This window comes from Flagellimonas amoyensis, from assembly GCF_003058265.1.
Classification (GTDB): Bacteria; Bacteroidota; Bacteroidia; order Flavobacteriales; family Flavobacteriaceae; genus Flagellimonas; species Flagellimonas amoyensis.
The window spans coordinates 44099-68297 of the sequence record NZ_QBUK01000002.1 but is presented as its reverse complement, the minus strand read 5'-3'; the positions used below and the strand labels follow the sequence as shown (position 1 = coordinate 68297).

24 protein-coding genes are annotated in these 24199 nt (G+C 46.5%); 5 read left to right on the top strand and 19 right to left on the bottom strand.

Features of this window, described 5'->3' with window-relative positions; all coding sequences use genetic code 11:
- Positions 1-2: 2 nt before the first annotated feature.
- From DB398_RS02775 to DB398_RS02765, 3 genes are all read right to left on the bottom strand, one after another.
- On the bottom strand, positions 3-1238 hold the full coding sequence (locus DB398_RS02775) for a DUF1015 domain-containing protein (RefSeq protein ID WP_108422890.1): 1236 nt from the start codon (positions 1236-1238) through the stop codon (positions 3-5).
- A gap of 5 nt (positions 1239-1243) precedes the next feature.
- Positions 1244-2131, bottom strand: a complete 888-nt coding sequence (locus DB398_RS02770; protein ID WP_108422889.1) for a 3-hydroxyacyl-CoA dehydrogenase family protein — start codon at positions 2129-2131, stop codon at positions 1244-1246.
- 92 nt (positions 2132-2223) lie between these two features.
- Positions 2224-3192: a Gfo/Idh/MocA family protein gene (locus DB398_RS02765; RefSeq protein WP_108422888.1), complete on the bottom strand. Its 969-nt coding sequence runs from the start codon at positions 3190-3192 to the stop codon at positions 2224-2226.
- 115 nt (positions 3193-3307) lie between these two features.
- Here DB398_RS02765 and DB398_RS02760 point away from each other — a divergent pair, with 115 nt between their 5' ends.
- Positions 3308-3949, top strand: a complete 642-nt coding sequence (locus DB398_RS02760; RefSeq protein ID WP_108422887.1) for a protein-L-isoaspartate(D-aspartate) O-methyltransferase — start codon at positions 3308-3310, stop codon at positions 3947-3949.
- 149 nt (positions 3950-4098) lie between these two features.
- Here DB398_RS02760 and smpB read toward each other — a convergent pair whose 3' ends face one another.
- Positions 4099-4560 carry an SsrA-binding protein SmpB gene (smpB, locus tag DB398_RS02755; protein WP_108422886.1) on the bottom strand — a complete coding sequence of 154 codons (462 nt, stop codon included), beginning with the start codon at positions 4558-4560 and terminating at the stop codon, positions 4099-4101.
- 81 nt (positions 4561-4641) lie between these two features.
- On the opposite strand from smpB, the gene DB398_RS02750 reads away from it, so the two are divergent.
- Positions 4642-5385, top strand: coding sequence for a DUF6503 family protein (locus tag DB398_RS02750; protein WP_108422885.1), 744 nt, complete (start codon positions 4642-4644; stop codon positions 5383-5385).
- Here the strand turns inward: DB398_RS02750 and DB398_RS02745 are convergent.
- Entirely contained in the window at positions 5382-5906 is a 525-nt protein-coding gene (locus DB398_RS02745; protein ID WP_108422884.1) for a SixA phosphatase family protein, read from the bottom strand. The genes DB398_RS02750 and DB398_RS02745 overlap by 4 nt on opposite strands.
- Positions 5907-6027: 121 nt before the next feature.
- Between DB398_RS02745 and DB398_RS02740 the strand changes: the two genes are divergently transcribed.
- Complete coding sequence (locus DB398_RS02740; protein ID WP_159076291.1) at positions 6028-7425, top strand: PorP/SprF family type IX secretion system membrane protein; 1398 nt, start codon at positions 6028-6030, stop codon at positions 7423-7425.
- 4 nt (positions 7426-7429) lie between these two features.
- On the opposite strand, the gene DB398_RS02735 is transcribed toward DB398_RS02740, so the two are convergent.
- From DB398_RS02735 to clpB, 5 genes are all read right to left on the bottom strand, one after another.
- Positions 7430-8026: a TetR/AcrR family transcriptional regulator gene (locus DB398_RS02735; RefSeq protein WP_108423207.1), complete on the bottom strand. Its 597-nt coding sequence runs from the start codon at positions 8024-8026 to the stop codon at positions 7430-7432.
- 151 nt (positions 8027-8177) lie between these two features.
- Positions 8178-9242, bottom strand: a complete 1065-nt coding sequence (locus tag DB398_RS02730) for a dipeptidase (protein ID WP_108422882.1) — start codon at positions 9240-9242, stop codon at positions 8178-8180.
- A 4-nt stretch (positions 9243-9246) separates the two neighbouring features.
- Complete coding sequence (locus DB398_RS02725) at positions 9247-9714, bottom strand: RidA family protein (RefSeq protein ID WP_108422881.1); 468 nt, start codon at positions 9712-9714, stop codon at positions 9247-9249.
- A 4-nt stretch (positions 9715-9718) separates the two neighbouring features.
- Positions 9719-11032, bottom strand: a complete 1314-nt coding sequence (locus DB398_RS02720) for a gluconate:H+ symporter (protein ID WP_108422880.1) — start codon at positions 11030-11032, stop codon at positions 9719-9721.
- A 279-nt stretch (positions 11033-11311) separates the two neighbouring features.
- Positions 11312-13912 carry an ATP-dependent chaperone ClpB gene (gene clpB, locus DB398_RS02715; protein WP_108423206.1) on the bottom strand — a complete coding sequence of 867 codons (2601 nt, stop codon included), beginning with the start codon at positions 13910-13912 and terminating at the stop codon, positions 11312-11314.
- 142 nt (positions 13913-14054) lie between these two features.
- On the opposite strand from clpB, the gene ytxJ reads away from it, so the two are divergent.
- Positions 14055-14444 (top strand): bacillithiol system redox-active protein YtxJ, encoded by a 390-nt coding sequence (gene ytxJ, locus DB398_RS02710; protein WP_108422879.1) that lies wholly within the window; start codon positions 14055-14057, stop codon positions 14442-14444.
- Positions 14445-14598: 154 nt separating this feature from the next.
- Here the strand turns inward: ytxJ and DB398_RS02705 are convergent, their stop codons facing one another.
- Positions 14599-15783: a hypothetical protein gene (locus DB398_RS02705; RefSeq protein ID WP_108423205.1), complete on the bottom strand. Its 1185-nt coding sequence runs from the start codon at positions 15781-15783 to the stop codon at positions 14599-14601.
- Between the two features lie 247 nt (positions 15784-16030).
- Between DB398_RS02705 and glyA the strand changes: the two genes are divergently transcribed.
- Positions 16031-17305: a serine hydroxymethyltransferase gene (gene glyA, locus DB398_RS02700; RefSeq protein WP_108422878.1), complete on the top strand. Its 1275-nt coding sequence runs from the start codon at positions 16031-16033 to the stop codon at positions 17303-17305.
- A gap of 24 nt (positions 17306-17329) precedes the next feature.
- On the opposite strand, the gene DB398_RS02695 is transcribed toward glyA, so the two are convergent.
- From DB398_RS02695 to DB398_RS02670, 8 genes are all read right to left on the bottom strand, one after another.
- Positions 17330-17983: a hypothetical protein gene (locus tag DB398_RS02695; protein WP_108422877.1), complete on the bottom strand. Its 654-nt coding sequence runs from the start codon at positions 17981-17983 to the stop codon at positions 17330-17332.
- A 175-nt stretch (positions 17984-18158) separates the two neighbouring features.
- Positions 18159-18827 (bottom strand): response regulator transcription factor, encoded by a 669-nt coding sequence (locus tag DB398_RS02690; protein WP_108422876.1) that lies wholly within the window; start codon positions 18825-18827, stop codon positions 18159-18161.
- A 23-nt stretch (positions 18828-18850) separates the two neighbouring features.
- Complete coding sequence (locus DB398_RS02685) at positions 18851-20848, bottom strand: tetratricopeptide repeat-containing sensor histidine kinase (protein ID WP_159076290.1); 1998 nt, start codon at positions 20846-20848, stop codon at positions 18851-18853.
- A gap of 190 nt (positions 20849-21038) precedes the next feature.
- The gene (locus DB398_RS18605; protein ID WP_262497735.1) at positions 21039-21167 is read right to left on the bottom strand and encodes a hypothetical protein; all 129 of its coding nucleotides are present in this window, start codon (positions 21165-21167) and stop codon (positions 21039-21041) included.
- 103 nt (positions 21168-21270) lie between these two features.
- Entirely contained in the window at positions 21271-21441 is a 171-nt protein-coding gene (locus DB398_RS18295) for a hypothetical protein (protein ID WP_159076289.1), read from the bottom strand.
- Between the two features lie 143 nt (positions 21442-21584).
- Complete coding sequence (locus DB398_RS02680) at positions 21585-22319, bottom strand: LytR/AlgR family response regulator transcription factor (RefSeq protein WP_108422874.1); 735 nt, start codon at positions 22317-22319, stop codon at positions 21585-21587.
- Positions 22320-22735: 416 nt separating this feature from the next.
- Positions 22736-23125 (bottom strand): acyl-CoA thioesterase, encoded by a 390-nt coding sequence (locus DB398_RS02675; RefSeq protein WP_108422873.1) that lies wholly within the window; start codon positions 23123-23125, stop codon positions 22736-22738.
- Positions 23125-24189 (bottom strand): glutaminyl-peptide cyclotransferase, encoded by a 1065-nt coding sequence (locus tag DB398_RS02670; RefSeq protein ID WP_234416008.1) that lies wholly within the window; start codon positions 24187-24189, stop codon positions 23125-23127. Before DB398_RS02670 ends, DB398_RS02675 begins: the two co-directional genes overlap by 1 nt.
- Positions 24190-24199 lie beyond the last annotated feature (10 nt).

The window sequence follows — 24199 nt, the reverse complement described above, 5'->3', positions numbered from 1 at the left end:
GTTTACAGTTCATAAATGGCAAGCCCGCTGCGGAGCTTTGGTTCAATATACGTGCTTTTTGGGGGCATTACCAAACCTGCATCGGCAATGGCCTTGATTTCTTCAATGGTCGTGGGCACCAAACTGAACCCTACGGCAAAATCGCCCTTGTCCACACCTTCCTTCATGCGGATGAGGTTGTCCTTCCCACATCCATACGAGATCCGTTCATCGTTGCGGAGGTCACTGATGCCCAAAATGGGCTCCAGAACAGTCTTGAAAAGGATTTGCGTGTCCAATTGGCTCAGCGCATCCGTAAAGAGGTATTGGGTCTTCCGCAGGTGAAGGATATAAAAAGTTCCTCCCAAATACATGCTGAATTCATGCTTTTGCTTTGGCCTGTATAGCCCATCGTCCCGTTTCTCGATTATGAAATGTTTGTCCAGTTGGATCAGGAACTCCTCCTTGGCATAGCCGTTCAGGTCTTTGACCATGCGGTTGAACTCATAGATCCTGATCTGGGATTCGGGAATAAGGTAAGCCATGAAATAATTGTAAGGTTCCCTTCCCGTGTGGGATTTGTTCTCGGTTTCCCTATGCTCCGCCAAAAGATTGGAGGAAGCGCTTCGGTGGTGTCCGTCGGCAATGTAAAGGGAGTCCATCCCCTCGAAGGCCTTTTCCAATTTTTCAATGCCTTCGGGATAGGAAATCCGCCAGAGTTTATGGTTTACCCGGTCCGTGGAGGTGAAATCGTACTCGGGTTCCCGTTGTATTTTTCGTTGGAAAATGGTATTGATCAGCTCATTGTCGGGATAGGTCATCAACACAGGCTCCGCATTGAACCCAACGGTGTGAAGGTAATCAGCAAAAAGGGCTTCGCGTTGCTGGATGGTGTCCTCATGCTTCTTAATGGTGCCGTTGCGGTAATCGGCAACACTGCAGGCGCAGAAAAACCCCAAGCTCTTGAAATCCCCTTTTTCAATTTGATACAGATAAAAGCCCGCTTCCCCATCTTTTTGAAGGATATGCTCCTCCAAAAACTCCAAGTAACGGTTGCGGACCAAGTGAAAGCGTTCCCTTCCCGTGATGTTCTTTTCAAACTTGAATCCGGGATTGATGATGTGCAGGAATGAAAAGGGATTGTGCTGGAGTACTGCGTGCAGTTCATCCGGCCCATATTCCTCGTAGGAGCGCGAGGCCACAAAAAAAGCTTTGTCCTTGGTGGGACGGATGGCTCTGAACGGTCTTATGGTCGCCATGCAGTCTAGTTGAATTGTGACGACACCTTTTCCGCTTTTTTGGATTCAGAATAGTCGTAAAAGCCTTCCCCTGATTTTACCCCAAGTTTACCTGCCATCACCATGTTTACCAATAAGGGGCAGGGGGCGTATTTTGGGTTTTTGAAACCGTCATACATCACGTTCAAAATGGAAAGGCATACATCCAACCCAATAAAGTCCGCCAATTGTAACGGCCCCATCGGGTGGGCCATACCCAATTTCATCACGGTGTCGATTTCTTCCACCCCGGCAACGCCGTTATATAGCGTCTCAATGGACTCGTTGATCATCGGCATCAAGATGCGGTTGGCCACAAATCCCGGATAATCGTTGACCTCGGTGGGTGTCTTGCCCAACTTTTTGGACAGCTCCATGATGGTCTGGGTCACCTCGTCCGAAGTGTTGTACCCGCGTATGATCTCCACCAGTTTCATAATGGGAACGGGGTTCATGAAGTGCATGCCGATGACCTTTTCGGGTCGCTTGGTGACCGCGGCTATTTGGGTTATGGAAATGGAGGACGTATTGGTGGCCAAAATGGTCCCTGCTTTGCAGGTTTGGTCCAAATCCTTGAAAATCTTTAGTTTGATGTCGAGGTTTTCCGTAGCGGCCTCGATGACCAATTGTACCTCGGAAACACCTTCTTCCAAAGCAGTGAAAGTGGTGATGTTGGAAAGGGTCTCCTCTTTTTTGGCCTCATCAATGGCCTCTTTGGCCAGCATACGGTCCAAATTTTTGGAAATGGTGGACAACCCTCTGTCCAACGACGCTTGCGAAATATCGATCAGGTTAACTTTAAATCCGTTTTGCGCAAAAACGTGGGCGATTCCGTTGCCCATGGTCCCTGCACCGATCACTGCTATTTTTTCCATTGTTGTAGTAGTTGTCATGTTGTCTGTTTTGTCATCTAGAACCGTCATCCTGAGCTGTCACCCTGAGCGCAGTCGAAGGACGGGACAACAACTTATTGTTTTTTGAACGATTCGATGATCTGTAGGGCCACTTTCAGCGCCTTAGTGCCTTGTTCCAAGCTCACGACCGGTGTGGTATCGTTGCGAATGGCATCGGCAAAGGTTTCCAGTTCGTCCAAAATGGCATTGTTCACATCGATTTCGGGGTTTTCAAAATAGATCTGTTTTTTCTCCCCTTCGGCATTCTGCAGTATCATGTCAAAATCACCGGGCTGTTCGGGAGCGTCCTTCATTTTTACCACTTCTACCTTTTTCTCCAGAAAATCGACCGAAATGTAGGCGTCCTTTTGGAAAAAGCGCGATTTCCGCATGTTCTTCAAGGAGATACGGCTAGAGGTGAGGTTGGCCACACAGCCATTTTCAAATTCGATACGGGCATTGGCGATGTCCGGTGAATTGCTGATGACGGAAACCCCACTGGCGTTTATCTGTTTCACTTCGGAAGGTACAACGCTGAGGATCACGTCGATATCGTGGATCATCAAATCCAAAACTACAGGTACGTCGGTCCCTCTGGGGTTGAACTCTGCCAAACGGTGCGTCTCGATGAACATGGGGTTCTGGATGTTGTCCTTCACCGCCAAAAAGGCCGGATTGAAACGTTCCACATGTCCCACTTGCCCCTTTACCTTGTGTTTTTCAGAAAGTTGGAGCAGCTCTTGGGCCTCTTCCAAGGTATTGGTGATGGGTTTTTCAATAAAAATGTGTTTTCCCTTGCCAATGGCCTTCTTGGCGCATTCGTAATGGGAAAGTGTGGGGGTCACAATGTCCACCACATCCACGGCGTCCATCAGGTTGTTGATATTTTCGAAATGGGTGTAGCCAAATTCGGCAGCCACTTTTTTTGCGTTGATCTCGTCGGGATCGTAGAAGCCCACAAGCTCGTATTTTTCGGACTGGTTCAACAGTCTGAGGTGGATCTTACCCAAATGTCCCGCACCGAGGACACCAACTTTAAGCATAATACCTGTTTTTGTCAAAAATAAGGATATGATACCACTCTTCCACAAAAAATAGGTCCGAACTGGCGGTAAAGTATTGGGGAACTTTTTAAATTCGTGGACCAGACCAAAGACGATGAAGGATACGCTCAAGCATAGGGGCATGCGCAACAAATTGGCGGAACTGTTGGAAGCCAAGGGAATAACGGACGAAAAAGTGTTGAACGCCATAAAGACCATACCACGACATTTGTTCCTGGACAGTGGTTTTGAGGACCATGCCTATCAAGACAAGGCCTTTCCCATTGGGGCGGACCAGACCATTTCACAGCCCTATACCGTGGCTTTTCAGAGCGAGTTGCTCCAAGTGAAACCCAATGACAAGGTGCTGGAAATAGGAACGGGGAGCGGCTACCAAACTGCTGTGCTGTTGGATTTGAAGGCCAAGGTATATACCATTGAACGTCAACAGGAACTCTTCAAAAAAACCAAACTGTTTTTTACCAAAATGGGCTATCGGCCTAAAAAAATGATTTTTGGGGACGGTTACAAAGGTCTGCCCGAAGAAGCTCCGTTTGATAGTATCATCGTGACGGCCGGTGCTCCCGAGGTGCCAAAGCCTTTGATGTCCCAGTTGAAAGTAGGGGGGCGGTTGGTGATTCCAGTTGGAGTGGATGAACAGGTCATGACCCTTTTTGTGCGAAAGTCCGAGAAGGAGTTCCAAAAGCAGGAGTTGGGTGCCTTTCGGTTCGTGCCCTTGCTCGAGGACAAGAATTGATTTTCAAGTGCAAGTGCCAAGTTCAAGCTCAAGTGTCAAGTTCAGGTTTAAGAAAATAGAGCAAAGAATCAGGAGACAAGAACCCAATTGACAGTAACTGACTTCGGACTTCTGACATCAAACATCAAGCACCAAATCCCAATAACCAATCAGTCGTTGAAACTCTTCTTCACACGATCTAGACTGCGCTTACTGTCCCGGTCCTTTATGGTCTCCCGTTTGTCGTAGAGTTTTTTTCCTTTGGCAAGTGCGATGTTCATCTTGGCCAAGCCCCTGTCATTGATGAAAAGATTAAGGGGGATAATGGTCAGTCCCGTGGTGGTGACTTCTTTCCGCAGTTTTTTCAGTTCCCTTTTATTGAGGAGCAATTTGCGTTCGGCCTTGGGCTTGTGGTTGTAGTAGCTGCCATGGCTGTATTCGTCCACCTGCATGTTCACCACAAAAATTTCACCCTTGTCATTGAACTCACAAAAGCTCTGCGACAGGTTGGCCTTTCCCAATCGGATTGATTTTATCTCGGTACCTCCCAATACGATCCCTGCCGTATAGGTGTCCAGGATTTCAAAATCGAATCGGGCCCTTTTGTTCTTTATGTTGATGTTTTTCTGCATTGTGCGCAAAAATATAAACTCTTGGCCAAGAAAATTGTAATGTTGCATTAGATTTTACGATTATACACCAAACTGTTCCCCATGCAAAGAATTTTTCCGCTCCTTTTTGTATTGTTGTCCATTGCTTGCAAAGAAACTCCCCAAGAACCCCCTACGGCCCAAGAGATTGTGGATAAGTCGATTGTCGCCAGTGGTGGTGCACGTTACAATGATCATAGCACCTCTTTTCACTTCAGGGACAAGGAATATGTGTCCAGGAATGAAAATGGAAAACGGGTGTTCGAACGGATTTCCCGATTGGATTCCGCTACCATTACCGATGTGAAAAAGGACGCAGGTTTTGAAAGATACATGAACGATTCCTTGGTGGCCGTGCCCGATTCTATGGCTGTCAGATATGCCAATTCCATCAATTCCGTCCATTATTTTGTGCGTTTGCCCTTCGGGTTGAACGATGGGGCCGTGAACAAGGAATTACTGGGGAAGGAATCCATAGCCGGAAAGGAATACTACAAAATAAAAGTGACCTTTGACCAGCAAGGTGGCGGTGATGATTTTGAAGATATCTATTTGTATTGGTTTGATACAGAAAGTTTTAAACCGGATTATTTAGCTTATGACTTTCAGGTGGAAGGAGGTGGGCAACGCTTCCGGAAAGCGTACAATGAACGCTACGTGGACAGTATCCGTTTTGTGGATTATGAAAATTACAAGCCCAAGACCGAGGGCTCAGATATTTTGGAAATAGGGCAACTTTATGATAAAGGAGAATTGGAACTTTTGTCCAAAATAGAGATTACGGACATCGAGGTACGGAACGATTAATCCATCTTCAAACGGATATCAGTCGGGACACCATCAATGATGCGGACAATGAACAGACTGCCATTGTCGCTGTCATCCATGTCTTCATATTTTTCCATATCGATCATGCGGTTCACAAAAGCAGGTATGGTATTGCTGTGGCCCACGACCAGCACATTTTTCCCTTCATTGGTGAATTTGAACTCCTCGATGTTCACGGCATTGGGGTCGTAATATTTCACATCGATGTTTTTCTTGACCGAAGTAGGGGCGGCCGTCATGGAAGTCCTTTCGTAGTTGGTGGAGTAGATCACATCCAAGGGAATGGGGTCAAACACCTCTGCCCATCGGATGGCCCTGTTGAGACCATCTTGGTTCAGTTCCGGATCAGGGTTTTCGGGGTCGGTCCTGTCCTTTTCGGCATGTCGGATAAAATAGAAAGTGGATATGATCGGGTCTTCTGCAATTTTCGTATCTTTTTTGCAGCTGATACTTCCAACGATTAAAATTGCAAGCGCAATTAGAGGTTTGATGGTTCGCATAGTTCTAAGCTAAATGGTTCCCCGAGGTTTTTTGTTAATTTGATTTAAAAGTAACGTTTAATTTTCATTTTATCGTATGCGCAGGATTTTCGTTTGCACGCTGTGGGCAATGGTTTTGACGATGGCTAGGGGCCAGGAACGACAATTGCCCACCGATTTGAGACAGCATACCCTTGTGCAGTTCGGTTCAAGCCTCATGAATGCCTCCTATGCTCCCGATTGGAACCTGCCCAATTCCCTTTCCGTCTGGACCCGATGGCAATGGCAGGACATTGATGGGGATCCCACTACCATTTTCGCCAATTACACCCATCAAATCAATCCCCGCTCCACTGCCGGCCTTGGTTTCTTGCAGCACAATACAGGTATTTTCCTTTTTACAGGTGGAAATGGCAATTACACCCATACATTTCAGTTGGACGATGAAGTCCAGTTGTTGGCAGGAGTGAATGTCTTTGCCTTTCAGCAGACCGTGGCCGATGAACGCTTTGGCCAGGATGGGGAGGTGGATCCGGCCATTTTGGAAAGTTTTGAAGGTTTTCGGATGACATTTTCACCGGGGTTCCGTTTGTTGGTCAACCGGTTCAGTTTGGGATTGGCCTTTGAGAATGCCGTGGGCTTTTATCTTTCAGGGGAAGGGGAAACAGAGAATTTCCAGACCATCATGGGGACTTTGGGGCACGATTTTCCCGTGACCTTGTCCAGTGGTCTGGGCGACAGTTTTGTGCGTCCCATGATCTATGTGAAGTCGGTTCCCGAAGGAGATACCCAATTTGGTCTGAACGGACTTCTGTCCACATCCAGGTTCTGGTTGCAGGGTGGCTACAATAGTTTTTATGGAGTTTCGGGAGGATTGGGAGTTACCTTGGCCAATGCGTTTTCCATAGGTGGACTTATGGAATTTGGAACGGATTCTTCTTTGGAAGAGGAGGACCCAACCATCGAGATCATTGCTTCCTATCGCTTTGGAAAGCCGGATGGGCGTAAAAAAGTGGTGGGTTTTGATGTGGAAAAGGAAGTGGCTTTGGAGCAGGAGCGATTGAAGAGGGAAGAAGAGGCCGAACTTGCACTACAAAGGGAAGCTGCACTTCAGCAAGAAAGGGATTCATTGGCCCAGGCCAGACAACTGGCTGAACAATTGCGCGAACAGCAAAGAAAGGACAGTATCGCCCAAGTGTCACTGCAACGGCAGCAGGACAGTCTGGCAAGGCTCAGAAACCAGAACGTGGAACTGCGGCCCAATGAAAAATATGAGGAGGTGCAAGGTGAAGAAGGGCTGGAACCAGGTTTTTATTTGATAGCCAATGTGTACGGTACCCAAAAGTATTTTGATAACTTCATGAAGACCCTTCGGACCAAGGGATTGGAGCCCAAATCCTTTTATCGAAAAGCCAATAAGTACAATTATGTGTATTTGGAGCGGTACGATACGATGGACGAAGCACGGACGGCAAGGGATAGCAAGTTCAATGGGAAATACCCAGATAAAATCTGGATTTTCAGGGTAAGAGGGAATTGAAAAACTATTTTTTGATTTCCTTGCGCACCAAATGTTCCAAATAGGTAAGCGTATTGATAAGATATTTGCGGTCGCGGGTGATGGTGCTCATCGCAACGGCCCCTTGGATCATGGTGAACAACTGCTTGGCAAACTGTAACGGGGGGACGGGAAGGTACAATTCATTCTGTTTGGCCCCATTTTCCAAAACCAAGGCTATTTTTCCTTCGATGTCCTTGACGGTTTCCTTTACCGCAGCGGCCAACAGGGTGTTGTTGCCTTGGGCGTCAATCCCAACGTTCAGAATGGGGCATCCGCCCATCGGAAGGGTGAACACGTCATATTGCTTGTAGAAATTGATAAGGGAAAACAATTTTCCAAGGGAGTCTTCCTCGGCGTCCAATGGTTCGTCTATGGCACTTAGCAATTGGTTTCGGTTATATTCAAAAGCAGAGAGGGCAAGGGCTTCCTTGTTCTCAAAATTGCCATAAATGGCACCTTTGGTGAGACCTGTGGCCTCGGTGAGGTCGCTCATGCTAGTTCCGATATATCCGTGCTTGTTAAAGATCGGGGCTACCGTCTCAATGATATAGGCGGTGGTGCGTTCTGCTTTTTTGGACATGGTGGTACGGGTTGGTTCGGGTGAAACGAAGATATAAAAAAACAATACTGTTTGGTATTATAGCGGTTTAAAAGCCGTTATTTTAACAGTGTTGGCGCATTTTCCATGTCCGAAATAAGGATTGAAAGCGATTTTGGGGACAATGTCCCCATCACCCCCAGACCCTTCTCAAGAAATTGAGGTAATTCTGGCTGGTGATGTTTTCGATATCGGATGCCGTATACCCTCTTTTGGACAAGAGTTCGGGGATTTTTTGCAGGTCGGCGATCGTATCCACATCATAGGGCCCCTGTTCTGTTCCAAAGCCACCGTCCAAATCGGTACCAATACCCACGTGGTTCGTATTTCCGGCCAACTGACAGATGTGGTCTATATTGTCCGCCATGATTTCAAGCGAGACCCCCATAGCTTTTGGGTCGGATTTCCTCCGGACCCAATTGGGGACCATCATCCAAGCATCCAGCACCATCCCGATCACCGCTTCCCTCTGGATCAATTCCTTGAGCTGTTCGTCCGTAAACTGTCGGTTGTGGTCCACAAACTTCCGACAAAGGCTATGGCTGGCCCAGACTGGACCGTTGTAGGCCGTCATGGTTTCCCAAAAACTCATATCACACAAATGTGTGGCATCCAAAATGAGGTTGAGTTCCTCTATTTTTTTTAAGAGTTCCCTTCCCTTTGCGCCAATACCTCCAACGGAATCCGTGCCATGCGCATAGATTCCGGGACCATAATGTGCGGGACCGATGGCCCTCAAACCGGCTTCATACGACCTTTCCAAATAGCCCATATCCACAATGGAATCGGCGCCTTCCAGGCTCAAAATGTATCCTATGGGTTTATGTTCCTTTTCGCTTTGCCAAAGTTGTAAGTGATTGTCCAAACCCCCCAAATCCGTGATCTGGACCATTTCGCCTTCATTTTCCATGGCTTTGTACCATGCCAACTGTCCTTGGGTCTGCGCCCAGGCTTGGTGTTGGGAATGCCAACCGGGAAGAGGGTTGTTTTTCTTGACGTAACGGGCAATCTGGGTGGCCACGCAAAGACCTACATGGCCCTCGCGCATGGCGGGGAAAGAAACTGTGTTGTTGCCACGATCGGGTTTGTCCGTCATTCCCTTTTCCCGCTCCCGTATTTCGGAAACGGGGAGCCTGAGGTCGCGGTTCCACTCCATGGCGTTCATGGAGAGGTCCAAGTGCACATCAAATATGAACATGGGACTAGGGATGAAGTTCGAACATGGCCTCGACCTCCACGGGAATATTGCCGGGAAGCATCATCCCAACGGCACTCCGCACGCCAATACCGTTTTCCTTTCCAAAAACATCGGCCATCAATTCACTGAATCCGTTGACGACATAGGGTTGTTTTCCAAAATCTGGAGTGGAGTTGACCATCCCCAGCACTTTTACGACCCTTTTGATGCGGTCCAAGCTCCCAAAATGGGTGATGATGGTGGATAACATGGTCAATCCTACCTGTCTGGCCGCCAATTTGGCCTGATCGGCATCCAGGTCGTCCCCGGCACGGCCTATCATTAGGGAACCATCGAGCTGGACGGGACCTTGACCTGATACGTATAAAAAATTATCGACGACCAAAATGGGTCTATATACCCCGGCGGGTGGTGGGGCAGGTGGGAGCTGAAGATTCAGTTCCTCAACTCGTTTTGAAGGTGTACTGTTCATATGTTTAAATCAATGTATTTAAAACCAAAACTCCGATAAGCCCCATAATACCGACCAAGGTTTCCATAACGGTCCAAGTGGACAGGGTTTCCTTCACCGAAAGATTGAAATATTCCTTGAACATCCAGAAACCGGTATCGTTCACATGGGAAAGCATCAAACTGCCAGAGCCTATGGCAAGGACCATCAGCTCGGGGCTTGTGCCGGTGCCTGATGCCAAGGGGAGTACGATTCCGGCTGCGGTCAAGCCTGCAACGGTGGCCGATCCCACACTGACCCGAATGGCCGTGGCGATGACCCAGGCCAGCACCAAGGGCGATATGCTGGAGCCTTTTAGGCTATCGGCAATGTAATCGCTCACATGGCTGTCGATCAATACCTCCTTCAATGCCCCTGCCCCTGCAATGATCAATAGGATCATGGTGATGCTGGACACGGATGCCGAAATGGAATCCATGATGGTGGACATAGACTTGCCCTTGGACAGCCCCAAGGTGTAAATGGCAAGCAATACGGAAATCAACAAGGCAATCACTGGATTTCCAATGAACATGAGCACTTCCCTGAGCTTGCCTTCTTCCAGAAATTGTTCCGAGGCAATGCCGATGCCTATCAGTAATATTGGTGATAAAGCAGTAAAAATACTGGTGAAGGTCGATGGTAGTTCTTCCTTCGGGATGATATTTGGGTTGTAAAATTCCTTCAAGGGTTTGGCCTCCACTTTCTTGATGGTACGTGCGAAGAGGGGCCCGGCCACAATAATGGCAGGAACCGCAATGATGAGCCCGTACAGTAATGTTTTTCCAATATCTGCATTGAACATGGCCGCAATGGCCGTGGGTGCAGGGTGGGGAGGGAGGTACCCGTGGGTCACCGAAAGTGAGGTGAGCATGGGCAGTCCCACATAGAGCAAGGGCAGTCCAGTGGAGATGGCAACGGTAAATACCAAAGGTATCAGGATCACGAAGCCCACCGAATAGAACATGGGAATGCCCACAATGAAACCGGTGACCACCATGGCCCACTGCACATGTTTTATACCGAATTTGGCCACCAGTTGGGTAGTGATCTGTTGGGCGGCCCCACTATCTGCTACCAGTTTGCCCAGCATGGCGCCAAGCCCCAATATCAATACCAAAAAGCCCAGGGTGTTCCCGATGCCCCGTTGGATGGACGACACTAGGTTTCCCAGTTCCATTCCTTGGAAAACCCCAACAAAAAGGCATACAATGATAAAGGACAGAAAGGCATTCAACTTGAATTTGGCAATCAACAGAAAGAGCAAAAGGATGCCCAGAACGGCTATGAGGAGTGGCATATTTCGGAAATGTGTTTGAGCTAAAATAAGGATTTAAACGAAATACACTACGAATGTTGTCGATTTCAAACCAGATGTCCGGAAAATACATGGAAAATAAAAGAGGCTGTCTAAAAAGGGATTTAATTGTCATTTTGAGCTGTCACCCTGAGCGTAGTCGAAGGGACAGTCGAAAAATCTTTATTAACTCAATATATAGTTGAATTAGTAGAAGATTCTTCTTTTCATTCAGAATGACACTTTTTAGACAGCCTCATGTTCTGCAAATGATGGTGGCAATTAATTCACCAACTCATTTTGGTTCCGGAACACCAATTGATCGTCAAAACTGTCCAAGAGAACAATGCTGTCGGTCGTGATTTTTCCGGAGAGCAGTTCCTTGGAAAGGTTGTTCAGCACCTCTTTTTGGATCAATCGCTTTACGGGTCTGGCGCCATATTGGGGGTCGAATCCTTTTTTGGCCAGATAATCGATGGCTTCCTCGGTCGCATCCAACGTAATATGCTGTTTGGACAACATTTTCTTCAGACCGTCCAACTGCAGCCCCACGATATCCTTGATGTCCGACTTGTTCAAAGGTGCGAACATGATGATGTCGTCTATTCGGTTCAAGAATTCTGGGCGAATGCTTTGCTTCAACAATCCCATCACTTCAATTCTTGCGGCTTCCGAGGCACTTTCCAAATCCACTGCATTTTCAAACTTCTCTTGGATAATGTGGCTGCCCATATTGCTCGTCATGATGATGATGGAGTTCTTGAAATCCGCCACCCTGCCTTTGTTGTCGGTCAATCTACCTTCATCCAACACTTGGAGCAGGATGTTGAAGGTATCTGGGTGTGCTTTTTCAATTTCATCCAACAAGATCACGGAATAGGGCTTTCTTCGCACGGCCTCGGTCAACTGACCTCCTTCGTCATAGCCCACATACCCTGGAGGTGCGCCTACCAGACGGCTCACGGAGTGGCGTTCTTGGTATTCGCTCATGTCTATCCGTGTCATGGCGTTCTCGTCATCGAACAGATAGGCGGCCAAGGTTTTTGCCAATTCGGTCTTACCCACCCCGGTAGTTCCCAAGAAAAGGAAGGAACCAATGGGTTTTTTGGAATCCTGCAATCCGGCCCTGCTTCTTCGTATGGCGTCCGAAACGGCAATGATGGCCTCGTCTTGGCCCACTACACGCTTATGGAGCACATCTTCCAGTTTCAGGAGTTTTTCGCGTTCGCTCTGCATCATCTTGGTCACGGGGATTCCCGTCCATTTGGCCACTACCTCGGCAATGTCCTCGTAAGTGACCTCCTCTTTGATCAAGGTGCCAGCAGTCTGTTGGCTTGCAAGTTCATCCTGTAATTTTTCCAGTTTCTCCTGGGCTTCCTTTATCTTTCCATACCGCAGTTCGGCTACCTTTCCGTAGTCCCCGTTCCGTTCGGCACGTTCGGCCTCCAATTTATAGTTTTCAATGTCCTCTTTGGTCTTTTGGATGTTGTCCACCACTGTTTTTTCACTTTCCCATTTGGCAAAGATTTCGTTGCGGTCTTCCTTCAAATTGGCGAGATCCAAGTTCAGGGTCTGCAATTTTGCCTTGTCGTTTTCCCTTTTGATGGCCTCTATCTCAATCTCCAACTGCATGATCTTTCTATCCAGCACATCCAGTTCTTCGGGCTTGGAATTGATTTCCATACGAAGTTTGGATGCAGCTTCGTCCATAAGGTCGATGGCTTTATCGGGCAAGAAACGGTTGGTGATGTAGCGTTGGGAAAGTTCCACGGCACCGATCACCGCCTCATCTTTGATACGGACTTTGTGATGGCTCTCATATTTTTCCTTGATGCCCCTAAGAATGGAGATGGCACTCTCGGTATCGGGCTCGTCCACCATTACTTTTTGGAACCTACGCTCCAAGGCCTTGTCCTTTTCAAAATATTTTTGGTACTCGTCCAGTGTGGTCGCTCCAATGGCTCTTAATTCCCCTCTGGCCAAAGCAGGTTTCAAGATGTTTGCTGCATCCATGGCACCTTGTCCGCCCCCGGCACCCACCAACGTATGGATCTCGTCAATAAAGAGCACGATGTTGCCATCGGATGAGGTGACTTCTTTGATGACGGCCTTCAACCGCTCCTCAAACTCCCCTTTGTATTTGGCCCCGGCGATCAATGCACCCATGTCCAGGGAGTAAATGATCTTGTCCTTCAAGTTTTCAGGTACGTCACCTTGTACAATTCGGTGGGCCAAGCCTTCGGCAATGGCGGTCTTACCTACACCGGGCTCACCGACCAACATGGGGTTGTTCTTGGTCCTTCGGGACAAAATCTGCAAAACCCTTCGGATTTCTTCATCACGCCCGATCACAGGGTCCAATTTTCCGCTGTCCGCAAGTCGGTTGAGGTTGTTCGCGTATTTGTCCAAGGAATTGTAGGTCTCCTCGGCACTTTGCGAAGTCACCTTGCCACCTTTGCGCAATTCTTGGATGGCGGCTGTCAAATCTTTTTCCGAGGCACCCTGATCCTTTAGGATCTGGGCTATTTTGCTCTTTGATTTAAAAATGGCCAGCAAAAGGTGTTCGATGGAAACAAATTCATCGCCCATGTTCTTGGCCACGATGCTCGCTTCGTTCACGGTTTTTCCCGCTTCCCTGGAAAGCATGGTCTCCCCACCGGATACTTTGGCAAAGCTCTGGAGCTCCTTGTCCAGAATTTGGTTGAGCAGGTTCACGTTCACGTTCAATTTCTTCAGGATGAAGGGAAGTACGTTTTCGTCCACTTCCGCAATGGCCTTGAAGAGGTGTTCGTTCTCAATTTGCTGATGCCCTAATTCTTGGGCCAATTGCTGGGCCCGTTGAATGGCTTCCTGTGATTTTATGGTAAAATTATTAAAGTTCATCGTGTTGTTTTTTTTCTGGTATGTCAACAATCCTACCATCTATGGGTTAGCGTCAAAATGTCTGTAAAACAAGAAAAATGCAAGACATTTCGTCAGTTGTAAGCTTTTGCATCAATCCCGACTTATCCCTTAAATTTGCAACATGGGAATATTTGACAGCGTCTTCGGAAGGAAGCAACACACCGAAACTCAAGATACGAAACTACCGTGGATTTTTTTGGAGTCCATGGAACAATTGGAAACGTTGGAAGCTGATTCCAATGAGCGGCCCCAGGTCGTTTTTAAGCACTCATCCACCTGTGGCATCAGTAGTATGGTGCTGAAGATGTTCAACGGGTCGTATGACCCTGCTTTGGATTGTGATCTCTATTTTTTGACCATTCAGGCACATAGGGACCTGTCCAATGCGATTGCGGACAAGTTTGGGGTAAGGCATGAGTCGCCCCAATTGCTGGTCGTCAAAAATGGGGAGGTGACTTTCCATACGTCACACGGTGCCATTGCGGACTTGGATCTGAAGGATCATCTATAAAAGGGGCTAACTGAAAAACTTGTTATCTGTCAGTTCGAGCGTCCCGAAAGCTTTCGGGAAAAACCTAAAATGTCAATAACAATCAAGGGGTTTCGACTGCGCTCAACCTGACAAAGTTGAAATTTTCTGTTTTTGACAGCCTCTTTTTAAAGATTTAGTTGAACTGATATTTTGCTACAATGCCCTTGAGCCTTGCCTTGAGGTCTTCCCCGGCATCGTACACCATTTGCTCATTGGAGGGAAAAGGGACTTCCCTTGCATTTAGAAAGATTAAAAGGTCGTCTTCCAAAGCTCTTTTATCTCCTTGGTAATTGGCAAATACGTGCTCAAAAACAAACTGGCTTGATAGGGGATAGGCATTGATCTCCTGTCCGTTTTTCAAGTCGGTGAACCGTACTTTGGCCCCGATCTGGGCGCTTTTGGTCTGGGTAAACTGGAAGAATTTACAGGTCACGGTACGCATTTTGTCCACTTTGATGCTATTGCCCAAACTGTCCTTGACCACATTGCCGTTCCGGTCCAACAAATATTCCCAGCCATCCTTGATCTGTTTTTCCTTGATGATCTGGGTTTCGTTCACGCGCTCTGGTGAAACATTGATTTCCATAAAATCGAGGTTCATGGCGTAATCATATTTTACGTTGGCCAATGGATTGGTATGGTACTGCAACCAAAAATTGTCGATGCCAAAGGCATTGAAGTCCAGAAGGTCTCGTTCCAAACGCTCGGGAATGATCTGCTCGGTCATGTTTCCGATCTCTACCCGCACAAACTCCAGTCCCTTGTTGTAGGCCTCGTCCATTTTGGATACGGTTTCCTTGTATCCGGGGCTGATTTCCTGCACATATTTCAAATCGTCATAAGCGGCGCGATAATCACTTTTGTATTTGGCGTTTTTCAATAGACCGATGGCATTTTCATACAAATGCTCGGAGAGTTCGTCCTTGGTGTTCAGAATGGCGTTGTCATAGTTCTCAAAATGGAACTTCGCATTCCGCCCTTGGTCGTTGATACGGAGGGGCAGCAATGGTTTGATGCGTTCCTGTATCCGTTTCAACTGCACATATTTGTTGTAGATGGTTTCCAGGTTGGCGGGATTGCCGTCGTTCTGCAAAAAGGCAATTTCCTGTTCTTCCCTTTCCGCATTTTTGGCAAAGGCCTCTTCCAATAGGGTGATGTATTCCTGGTTGCCCTTTTTGGTCTTGTTTTCCGCCAAATTTCTGATGGCCTTGTCCATGGCGGTAACATAGTTGCCGGTGTTCAGGGCCTCTTGGGTCTTCTTGACGCCCCCGCAGGCGGCAATCATCAAAATCGTGGTTAAGAGTAGAATTTTTTTCATGGTGTTGGGTATTGGTTGTTTGATCAAGTTCAATAGCTGTGCCAAAAATGGCTATCTATAAACGAAAAAGTAGCACAGGTAGTGTGCAGGTGAGGTATAAGTTTCAAATATAGAGCATTTAACGATAGTTTCAACTTGCAGCAAGAATGTTAATTTCCGTTTGATAAAATTGGGATGGATATTGCTTTTTTTGAATATAAATCCCCTTTCAATTCGTAATTTTGCGGCTTATCAAAATAATTTGCAGATGCAACGAGACCACAAGATTTTTGAACTGATAGCACAAGAGAAGGACAGACAGATTGAAGGCATAGAGCTGATAGCTTCCGAGAACTTTACCAGCCCGCAGGTCATGGAGGCCGCTGGCTCCGTATTGACCAACAAATATGCCGAGGGCTATCCTGGAAAGCGCTATTATGGGGGTTGTGAAGTGGTGGACCAAGTGGAACAACTGGCCATAGACCGCGCCAAGGAACTGTTTGGGGCCGCCTACGCGAATGTCCAGCCACATTCCGGTTCCCAGGCGAATGCATCTGTATACCACGCCTGTTTGCAGCCCGGGGATACCATTTTGGGCTTTGACCTGTCCCATGGCGGTCACTTGACCCATGGGTCGCCCGTAAATTTCTCCGGAAAACTGTACAATCCCGTTTTCTATGGTGTTGATGAGGAAACAGGTACACTTAACTATGATAAGATCCAAGAGATTGCGGACAAAGAGAAGCCTAAATTGATCATTGCCGGTGCTTCTGCCTATTCCCGAGATATGGATTTTAAACGTTTCCGTGAAATCGCGGACAGTGTTGGGGCCATTTTGATGGCCGATATTTCCCACCCAGCCGGGTTGATCGCCAAAGGTATTTTGAGCGACCCCATCCCACACTGCCATATTGTGACCACGACCACCCACAAAACGTTGAGGGGCCCTCGTGGAGGTCTCATATTGATGGGTGAGGATTTTGACAACCCATTTGGGATCACATTGAAGAACGGAACCCTACGAAAAATGTCGGCCCTTTTGGACCTTGCCGTGTTCCCCGGAAACCAAGGTGGACCATTGGAACATATCATTGCGGCCAAGGCCGTGGCCTTTGGCGAGGCACTTTCCGATGAGTTCCTGCACTACATGATCCAAGTGAAGAAAAATGCGGCGGCCATGGCAAAAGCCTTCATGGCCTTGGATTATAAAGTGATTTCTGGAGGTACGGACAACCACATGATGTTGATAGACCTTAGGAACAAGAACATCACCGGAAAAGATGCCGAAAAAGCGTTGGAACATGCCGCCATCACGGCGAACAAGAACATGGTGCCTTTCGACACACAATCCCCCTTCATTACTTCGGGAATCCGATTTGGTACTCCGGCCATCACCACCAGAGGGTTGAAGGAAGCCGATATGGAGACCATCGTTGGATTCATCAACGAGGTAATCATGGATCCTGAGAACGAGGAGAAATTGGGACAAATAAAACAAAAGGTCAACGATTTGATGAAATCGCGACCTTTGTTCAGTGTTTAGTATATATACTTTTTAAGTTTTTTGCTATTCGAAAAGGAACAGATCTACTTCGTACATTTTTCTTTTGTGTAGGGAGTAGATCATCACTTGGTGGGAATCGTCCTCGAAGTAAAGGCCCCAATAGTCAAAATAACTGCTTTTCCCTTTTTTGGGTTCAAAGACGCTGGGCGCACCATATTCGTATACGGGAACAAATATTTCATAGGGTATTTCGGTAAGGCCTTTGGTGTAGTACACAAAGTGTTCGCTGGCCTTTAGCAGGATATTGCCTATCTGGTCGGGGATACTTTGTTCATAGACCCTCGATATGATGATGGAAGTGTCCTTGAAGTGCAATGAGGCTTCCGATATATCCAAAAGAAAATTGTTTTTGGAGTTCAGTTCCGCAAAGGCCTTTTCAAGGGAAGAGGAGACCTTGTGCTCCCTTTCGGGGAATGTCATACCACCCCATGTGCCACTTGTAAAGAAATGAAGGCTCTCCGTAATACCAAAGTTGAAGTGCAGATCCAGGATCATATCTGTTTTTTTGCTTTCCTTGTCATGCTTGAAATGCATTTTGACCTCGGCAAAAAAATCTTTTTCGATGGTTTTCAGAAACTCGTCCAGCCCATTTGCGGCCTCAAATACCTTTGCGCCACTATGCTGATGATCGGTGTTGTTTTTCCTTGGGAGTGACATATGCTACGGGTTGTAATTTTCTTTCAACCTTAAAGTTAGGATGAATCTTTTTGTTGGGATTGAAGAAAATCCTTAAAAATTCTATGGGTTTTCCTTAGTTTGTAGGCTTTTTACCTCAGGAAGATGTAAAACCAATTACGGAAATCGACCAAAAGCACTTTTGGATACTCGGAGCTTAGATGAAGCCCCTGTTTTTTGCAGCAATGATCAAGGCCATATCATTCTCATTCTCCGTACCGAAAAGCGTCTTTAAGTGCCGTTTTCTGTTCTCGATGGAGGAGGGGGAAAGCCTGATGTGTTTTTCCAAATCCTTGTTTTTGGTACCCATGGAAAGGTGATATAGGATCTGCTTGTCTTTTTCGTCCAGTTCAATGTCGTTGGCCATTTTCTTGCGGATGGCGGACAAGGCCTTGGAGGAATAATAAGGAGGATTCAGGATGATGGTCTTCACGGCATCTTCCAGGGTTTTGGGGTCAATGTCCGTTTTGACCAGATAACCATCCGGGTCCACTGATTTTAGAATACTGTTGATCCTGAAATTGTCGCTGAAAGAGGACATAAAGGCTATTTTGCTTTCGGGGACCAATTTGCGGGCCAGTATGCCGAGATCTTCACCCGAATGTGGTTGGTTCTCGTTTGGGGCGAACAACTGCACATCCAACAAGAGGATATCATATTTAAAGGAGTTCACGGAGTCCTCTATGAGTTTTTTTCCGCCCTCGTAGGTATTGGCGGTATCAACAATAATGTCATAACCCTCAAAATCAATGTTCTCCAGGATGAACTTGTATCCGAGCATTGTCATTTCATGGTCGTCTATTGCCAATATTCTCAATGTCTTCATAACTGTTTTGCTTCTCGTAGGTTTTATGCGTTCATTGCAGGTTTCAAGCTGGTGGGGTCCTTGGCCTGAACCGGTTCAATATATTTTTCAGGAATGGCCACCGAAATCGTGGTGCCTTTTCCTTTGGTGCTTTCTATGTCGAATACGCCGTTTACTTTCTTGACCCGGGATATGATGTTCCTCAGACCAATTCCTCTCTTTCCTTTGTTGGTGTCAAAACCGACGCCGTCGTCCTTGATGGTCAGTTTCAAATTGCCGGCCGCAGACCCAAAGGAAATGGCAATATTTTTACATTTGGCGTGCTTCAAAGAGTTTTTGAGCGTTTCCTGTACAATCCGATAGGCATTGATCTTGATATCGCCCAAAAGGTTGTCCCAGTGTATCTTTTTGTCGTAGGTGAAGGAACACGATATGCCGGAAGACTTTTGAAAGCCATTGACCAGTTCCTCCAACGACACGATAAAATTATGAAATTTTTCATAAGAGGCGTGGTTGAGTTCGTGCGAAATGGTCCTGATATCTTCCTCCACTTCCCGTAATTTCTCTATGAATGCCGCCCGTTGTTCCACCGAATTGCTATCTCCGCGTTCATTCAATCCGCTCAGTAACAGTCGTATGCCGAGCATTTCGCCCAAAATCCCGTCGTGCAGTTCTTCGGAGATGCGTTTTTGTTCCAATTGTCTACCTTCTTCAAATTTGCCCTGTTGGGAGAGCATCAGATTGTAGATCTCCTGATTGCTTTCCTGCTGTTTTTGCTTGAACTTGAGCCTGTTGTTGTTGATGTACTGTAAAACGATCACCGTGGTGGTCAACCCGAATACAACAAGGCCAAGTACGGCCCCGGCCCAGATTTGTCTTTCTCGTGAAAGGATCACGTTCTCTTCCTTGATTTTATCTGTGTCCAGGCGTATCCGGGCAAACTTGTCCCGCTTGGTGCGCTCTTCTTCTTGGATAACTTCGTTGAGATCGTAGTAGGCGTTGGAGTACAAGGCTGCATTGGGTTTGTCCAGTTGGGTGAGCAATCGGAGCACTTCCAGCAAGCGGTCGTTGTTGCGGGTTTCTTGGGCCACAAACCGCGATTCCTTGGCATATTGTAGGGCATTGGCGGTATCACCCTTGGCAGCCAACAATTCGGCATAATACTGCTTGGCTCTGGCTTTGTCATCCAGATAATTGATACTGTCATTTATTTCAATAGCTCTTTCGAGCAATTGCTGTGGCCTCTCTATTTTGTTTTCGCTCTTGAAAATAGCATAGGCCAGACTAGTATTGGCCAATGAATAAAGTTCCAAGTCTGTTTCTTCAAGACCTTTGTCTTTAAGTAGCTTCTCATAGGATACTTTTGCAGATTGGTAATCTTCATTTTGCAAAAGCTCGTATGCAATATTGTTCTGGTTTTGCCAGACAAGATTATCTGCTGAAGGATTGTCGACTTGATTTATATATGCCCCAGCCTGCTTATAGTATTCCAAAGATTTATCCTTATCACCTAAGCCACTGGAAAGAATGCCCAGCAAATTATAGCAATTGTAAATTCTTTGAGTATCTCCCAATTCATCAAAGATTCTCAGGGCGGTGGTAGCACTGATTTCAGCACCCAAATAGTCTTTGTAGGAATCTTGGATCTGCCCCATGCTGTATAATATCCTAGCTCTTAGGGAGCTAGATTCGGGACTCTTAGGGAGCTTTTCAAAACTGTTCAAGGCTTTTTTATAGTGGTAAAAGGCACTGTCCAAGGCCCCATAGGATTTAAAAAAAGAGGCCATATCCCAATGCGAATAGCCAAGCGGGGTATACATGTCGGTTTCTTGGGACATGATCATGACCTGTTTATTGGTGTCCCTAAACCCAAGGGAATCTTTCAAGCTTCTATAAGTCAATGAAATGGTCAAAAGCTGGTCCAAGGTGATGGAGTCGTTGGTGGAGGCGAAGGCTTCCCTTTTGGCTTTCTCCAAAAAGCGGGTCCGCTCTTCAAGGGGAAGTTGTGTGCTGTCCTTGGCCATTTTTGTCCATTTACGCACAGCGTCTGCAGTTGTATCTTGTGTAGAGATTTTCTCTGCGGATGATCCGGAACACCCAAGAAAGATAAAGACTAGCGATATAATGGTCCAATTTTTCAATGGCAACGGGTTGTTTATTGTTGATACAAGGTACTAAAAAAGCCCCATACCTTTTCAGGGGATGGGGCTTTGGTTCAAATTTATATCGTGGTCATAGGCTGCGGTCGTCGTTGGCACTCTGGTTCAAACGGAACATCCTTTTTTGGTCTATCCCAAAAAGTGTTCGCTCGTTGAATGCCTGCTCCTGCGCAGAGGTCCTATTGCCTTCTATCGGTATCATTTTTTGGGATTCGTCCCTATAGCAGAAAAGCATACTGCCAGAAAAGCATAGTAGGAATAATGACCGTATGAGGTTGTTCATTACTTAACCTATCTTTAAATACTTAGTCCTCGCCGTCAGTACGGTCATCATCATTGGAATGTGTTCCATCTGTTGCATTTTGATCCAATTGTTGGAAAAGCGCTTCGGTTTCTTGGATATCGGTTTCAGCTTCGCAAGAGTAGAATCCAACGGTCAATAGAGCAAGGGCCAAAATACTTAGTAATTTTTTCATAATAATAGGTTTTAGGGTGTTAATTAAATTGGTTTGTCTAGACCAAAAGTACCCAAGACCTATACGGCGGCACATTGCAGAACGGACTATTTAGAATCCGTGGGGATTCTGTGAGTATTCTGCCATAAACTGTTAGAATTTTGTCAATTAAGGGCCTTTACGGCCGTTTTGGAGAGCATTTCCTTCAAAAGGTCTATCCTGTCCTTGTAGGTCTTGGAGAAGGGGAGTTCCTCCTCGCTCCCATTACGTAAGGTGCAGATGGATTTGCCATAATTGATACGGGACACATACCTGCTGTTCAGTATATAGCTCTGGTGGATGCGGATGAATACTTTGGGCAATTTGTCCTCGAACGATTTCAACGTTTTGAAGGCGCTGATCACATTGCCGTCCCTCATGAAAAAATCCGTGGTGTTGTTGTCCGATTTTAGATAAAGAATATCCTTGGTGTCCAGATACCTATAATCGTTATAGGATTTAAGGCAGATGGTGGACGGCATATCCTGCTTTGGGTGTTTCTTTCTGAGGCGTAGGATGGTCTTGCGCACATCAAATTCATTGTGTGGAAGGATCCAATAATCAAAGAAGCCACTCTTTATGGCATTGTAGGCATATTTCTTGGAAGTAGAGTATCCTATAATAAGGGGTAGGGACTGCATGTATTGGTTCAGTTCCGTCACCATTTGAAAGTATTCCATGCCATCTTCACCAAGATTGATGAGTACAAGGTCCGGCGTGAACTTCAAAATGGTGTCCAGACCTTCCGCAGCACTGGCGGCCACACCCATACAGGTCAAATCCTCATACTCCTCCAAATAGAGTTGCAGTTGTAGCTTGGTCGCTGCATTGAGGTCTATGATGATATAGGTATATTCCATACGCAAAATGCTGAGTGCAAGTTACTAACGAGTTCAAAAAACTCATTGCAGTTTTCCCTTAAAAAAACTATGGGTTTCTCTTTAAAAGGGGTCTTTTTCTTACAAAAATCCTTAAATTTTCGTTAAAGGGTAACGACCTGCAACAAATCTATGCTTTCCTGAGACTGATTTTTGGATGGATGTCAGGGCAAGATCGTTGATGGGGCAACACGCCGGATCTACATATAAAATTAGTGGTGTTGTTTGGGATGGTTTTCAATAGGTTCATTTGGTTGAGGTGTTGATTTTATACTATGTTACGACTACGAACCATAGAATCAAAGGAATGAAGGGGATTTTTGGGAAGGAGTACCCCAGAATTCGATGAACTACACAAAAAAGGAAACTTGTTCCGGTTGGAAACGGATGGAGATGGTCTATTTGAACAATTCCTGTACAGATTCGGGAACACGCTTGGGACGGAGGGTTTTGGCATCCAAAAGGCACCATTCCGTGATGCTCTTGACCATCAGCTCGCCTGTTTTATGGTTCTTGATCTCAACGCCCCTGATGGACAAGGGGCCTTTGGTGGCCTCAATGTGCGTGGTCACTTCTACCGTATCGCCAAGTACGGCGGATTTGAGATAGGAAATATTGTGGTTCCGCACCACCCAGATCAATTCCTTTTGCATATCTTCATTGGTGACCTGTTCCCAATGTTTTTTGGAAATGTCCTGGATCCATTCCACATACCTGATGTTGTTCACGTGGTTCAGGTCGTCAAGATCGTGCACGGCGACATCAAATATTTCTGAGAAAAACTGCATCAGTCCTTTTTGCGGATGGTGACCTCGAAGAGTTTGTCCCAGTTCTTCCCGGTGACAAAAAAAGTTTTTCGCTCGGGATGGTAGGCCACGCCGTTCAGCACGGAATTGGTATCGTCCCACTCGGCCCCTTTGGAAACCTTGCCTTTCAACCCGCCAAAGTTGATGACCCCATCGATGGCCCCGGAAGTGGCATCAATGATCATCATGCTCTCTTTTTGATAGACGTTGGCGTAGATTTTTCCGTCCACATATTCCAGTTCGTTGGCCATATTGAAGATGGATTTGTTGGTCACGGTCTCTATATGGCCTGTTTCTTCAAGCGTCTCTGGGTCCAAAAACCATATTTTTTCCGTGCCGTCACTTTTGAAGATCTTTTTGCCATCATTGCAAAGTCCCCAACCCTCCCTGCTTTTGCCATAGGAGAAGTTTTTGATTTTTTCCAGATTACCGGCCTTGTACACGAAGCCCATGCCGCTTTGCCAGGTCAATTGGTAGAGCTTATCATCCATCAAGGTAATGCCCTCACCAAAGATGGTATTGTCCATTTCGATTTTTTGTAGGACCTCTCCGGTTTCAAAATTGACCCTTCTTACCGTGGAGCCCCCTCTTTTCCCGGTACTTTCATAAAGTGTCCCGTTATGGAATTCCAGCCCTTGGGTGTAGGCCTTTGTGTCGTGCGGATAGGTTTTCACAATTTCATAGGTATAGACATCGGGAGCGGAAGCGGCCAATAGCTTTAGATTTTCCTCGATTTCGACAGTTTTCCCTTCAATATCGAACTTGGCCTTTAAAATTTTGTTGCCCAAATGGGGAAGGTTCATGGTCAATTGGCCATTCTCCAAGGCAAGTTCTTTCCCGTCCATAAAATAACGGATGTTGGAAATCTCGATCTCTTTTTTGTTCTTGATGGAGACCCCTACCTTTTGGTTTTGCTGTAGGGTCTTGTTTTCCAGCTGGATGGAAAAATGCTTGGAGGGGTCTGCATTCCCTCCGCAGCCCAAAAAGAAGAGCAGCAATCCCAAAAACGAAGCTAATTTGAATACCATTCCGAGTGTGTGTTTCATGGTTTTGATC